Raw genomic sequence first — 3,533 nt, 5'->3', positions numbered from 1 at the left:
TGTGCGGCCTCGGCCCGGTCCGCGCCGTCGGGGGCGTCCGCGGCCGCCGACGCGGCTGCGGCGATGGCGGCGGGCGGGGTCTGGTCGGCCGGGAGGAGGTTGCCGGCGCGGGAGCTGAAGCCGATGACGGTGCCGTCCGCGCTGATCGTCGGTCGGTAGGAGCTGTTGTCGGCGGGGGTGCCGTCCGCGCCGGTGCTGATCGCCCGGGTGGTGTGGGTCCAGCGGTCGGTGACGAAGATGTTGAACTTGCCGCGGTGCACGCCGGGGGCGAGGTCGGTGCGGTCCGAGGAGTAGACCACGTACCGCCCGTCCCAGCTGATGGCGGCGTTGAAGGCGTTGCGGATGCTCTGGTCGTCGCCCGCGCCGGAGCTGCCGTCGCCCGCGCTGACCAGCTCGGTGTGCCCGGTCCAGCGGTCGCGGACGAAGACGTCGCTCTCGTGCTTCGGCTGCCCGGGCACCGCGTTGGTGGCGTAGCTGCTGAACACCACGTACCGGCCGTTGCCGCTGATCGCCGCGTCGTTGCTGCCGCCGTCCAGCGCGGAGCCGTCGTCGGCGACGCTGACCCGCTCGGTGTGGCCGTTGCGCAGGTCCCGGACGTAGACGTCGCCCACGGCCCCGGCGCCGCCCGGCAGCAGGTTGGTCGCCGCGGAGGAGAACAGGGCCAGCCGGCCGTCGCCGCTCAGCCCGAGTGCGAGGGAGGCCCCGTCCAGGGCCTCACCCTTGGAGCCCTCGCTGACCCGGGCGGTGTCGCCCTTGGGCGGGCGGGCCTCGGCGACGGGCATCGCGGCGCCGGCCACGGTGGCGGCCACCAGGACGGCGGCGGTACGGGCCAGTCGGCGGCGGGTGCGTGCGGTGGTCATGGATCGTCCTCCCCTGGGATCACCCGGCCGGGCTCCCTCCCGGCGGCGGGCTTTCGCAGAGCCAATCGCCGGGAGGGCCGGTGGTCAACGGCTGTGGGTGATCTCGGCCGAAAATGCGCCGACGGGCGGATTTCGGAGGGGAGTCAGGACCTCAGAGGCGGCGTCGGAAGACGTCCGCGTTGCCGTTGGTGTCGCCCGGTACCAGGTTGCCGTCGTCGGCGCTGAACAGCAGCGTGCCGCCGAACGCGTCGACGTGCGGGAAGTAGGACGCGGAGGCGCTCTGCCCGCCGTCCGCGGTGAGGGAGACCCGGTCGGTCCGGCCGGTCCACAGGTCGTGGCGGAACACGTCGGTCTGCCCGTTGGTGTCGTCGGGCACCAGGACGGAGGCGGTGGAGGCGAAGAAGACCCAGCGGTCGTCGAGGGTCATCTCGGCGTCGAAGGAGGAATCGATGGTGGTGGTGCCGGGCAGTGGGGTGCTGACCTTGGTGACCTTGCCGGTGGCGAGCTCGTGGACGAAGACGTCCTCGTGGACGCCGTGCGAGCCCGGCCGGCCGCCCTCCTGGAAGAGGGCGTAGACCGCGTAGCGGCCGGAGGGACTGATCCGCCCGTCGGAGCCGCTGCCCCGGAGCTCCCCGGCCTCGTCGCGACTGGCGCCGGCGAGCCTGCCCGTGCGGGCGTCCCACACGAAGTACGGGTAGCGGCGGGCGCCGGCCGACGCGGAGGCGGTGTCGGTGCTGTCGGCGACGGCGGCCGGGGCCTGGTCGGCCGGGAGCAGGTTGCCGGCGCGGGAGCTGAAGCCGATGACGGTGCCGTCCGCGCTGATCGTCGGTCGGTAGGAGCTGTTGTCGGCGGGGGAGCCGTCCGCGCCGGTGGAGACCACCCGCGTGGTGTGGGTCCAGCGGTCGGTGACGAAGATGTTGAACTTGCCGCCGCGCACGCCGGGGGCGAGGTCGGTGCGGTCCGAGGAGTAGGTCACGTAGCGCCCGTCCCAGCTGACGGCCGGGTCGTGGGCGGTGCGGATGGTCTGGTCGTCGCCCGCGCCGGAGACGCCGTCGCCGGCCGTGACCAGCTCGGTGCGGCCGGTCCAGCGGTCCTGGACGAAGAGGTCGTTCTGGTGCTTCGGCTGCCCGGGCACCACGTTGGTGGCGCGGGTGCCGAACACCACGTACCGGCCGTCGCCGCTGATCGCCGCGTCGCCGGCGCCGTCGTCCAGTGCGGAGCCGTCGGCGGCGACGCCGATCCGTTCGAGGTGCCCGTTGCGCAGGTCCCGGACGTAGACGTCACCCGAGCTGCCGTGGCCGCCGGGCAGCAGATTGGACGCGGAGGACGAGAACAGGGCGTAGCGGCCGTCGCCGCTCAGCCCGAGCGCGAAGGACTCGCGGTCGAGCCCCTCGCCCTTGGGGCCCTCGCTGACCCGGGCGGTGTCGCCCTTGGGCGGGCGGGCCTCGGCGGCGGGCATCGCGGTGCCGGCCACGGTCGTGGCGGCCAGGACGGCGGCGGTACGGGCCAGCCATCGGCGGGTGCGTGCGGTGGTCATCGATCATCCTCCCCAGATGACGGTGCCGGGCCCACGACCCCCGCGGCCCGGTTCGATCACGAGCCAAGCGCCGGGCCGGGCGGGTGGTCAACGGGCGGGAGCGATCTCGTCCGGAAATACGCCACCGGTGGTACGCCTGACCGGATACCCGCTCCGGCCGGGGCCTTCGGTCCCGCCGGCCGGCTTGCGCGGGTGGTGCCGCCGTTCCGTTCCGTCTCCCGGGTTTCCACTGGTCGGCTGTGGTGGGCGCCCTCCGGCCGGTCCGCCGCGCCGTGCCGCGCTGGCAGAATTGGTCCGTGATCGACGCACGACGGCTGCGGACCCTGCGGGCCGTGGCGGACCACCGCACCGTGACCGCCGCGGCGGCCGCGCTCTACCTGACCCCCTCCGCGGTCTCCCAGCAACTGGCCGCCCTGGAGCAGGAGACCGGCCACCACCTGCTCGCCCGGGAGGGCCGGGGGGTGCGGCTGACCGCCGCAGGGGAGATCCTGCTCGGCCACGCGGACGTGGTGCTCGCCCAGCTGGAGCGCGCCGAGGCCGACCTCGCCGCGTACAGTGCGGGCGTCTCCGGGGAGGTGACGGTCGCCTCCTTCGCGACCGCCATCGCCTCGGTGCTCGCCCCGGCCGTCGGCCTGCTGGCCGGGAGCGCGCCCGGAGTGCGGCTCAAGGTGCTGGACGCCGAGGGCGACGCCAGTCTGCCGATGGTGTTGGACGGCCGGGCCGATCTCGCGGTGGCCGTCGAGTACCGGGGCGCCCCGCGTGCCGACGACGCCCGGCTGACCCGGGTGCCGCTGTACGCCGAGCCCTTCGAGGCCGTGCTGCCGCTCGGCCACCGGCTGGCCGCCGAGTCCGGCCCGCTGGCCGTCGCCGCGCTGGCCGACGAACCGTGGATCGGGCCGTACCCGGGCAACCCCTGCCACGACGTGGTGCTGCTGGCCTGCGAGCACGCGGGGTTCCAGCCGCGGCTGCTGCACTCCTCCGACGACTTCCGGGCCGTGGTCGCGCTCGCCTCGGCGGGCCTCGGGGTGGCGCTGGTGCCGCGTTCGGCGCTGCGCGGCGTCGACCTCGGCGAGGTCGCGGTGCGCCCGGTGGACAGCGAGCTCGCCACCCGCCGGGTGTTCGCCGCCGTCCGGGCC

General features: G+C 75.1%; 3 protein-coding genes. 1 reads left to right on the top strand and 2 read right to left on the bottom strand.

Annotated features, from left to right (window positions below; genetic code table 11):
- The coding region (locus tag KS423_RS41370; protein ID WP_374120149.1) for a TolB family protein at positions 1–860 on the bottom strand (860 nt) is incomplete at its 3' end.
- 151 nt (positions 861–1,011) lie between these two features.
- A complete protein-coding gene (locus tag KS423_RS41365; protein WP_224284876.1) occupies positions 1,012–2,397 on the bottom strand; it encodes a hypothetical protein in 1,386 nt (461 codons plus the stop codon).
- Between the two features lie 296 nt (positions 2,398–2,693).
- On the opposite strand from KS423_RS41365, the gene KS423_RS41360 reads away from it, so the two are divergent.
- Positions 2,694–3,533: LysR family transcriptional regulator (locus tag KS423_RS41360; protein ID WP_224284875.1), on the top strand; the 840-nt coding region annotated here is incomplete at its 3' end.

It is taken from the genome of Streptomyces sp. LS1784, from assembly GCF_020103755.1.
Lineage (GTDB): Bacteria > Actinomycetota > Actinomycetes > Streptomycetales > Streptomycetaceae > Kitasatospora.
This window is presented reverse-complemented; position numbering and strand designations above follow the sequence as displayed.

Excerpts from the sequence above, each read along its gene's own strand:
- KS423_RS41365 (WP_224284876.1), bottom strand. The coding sequence starts at position 2,397 with ATGACCACCGCACGCACCCGCCGATGGCTGGCCCGTACCGCCGCCGTC.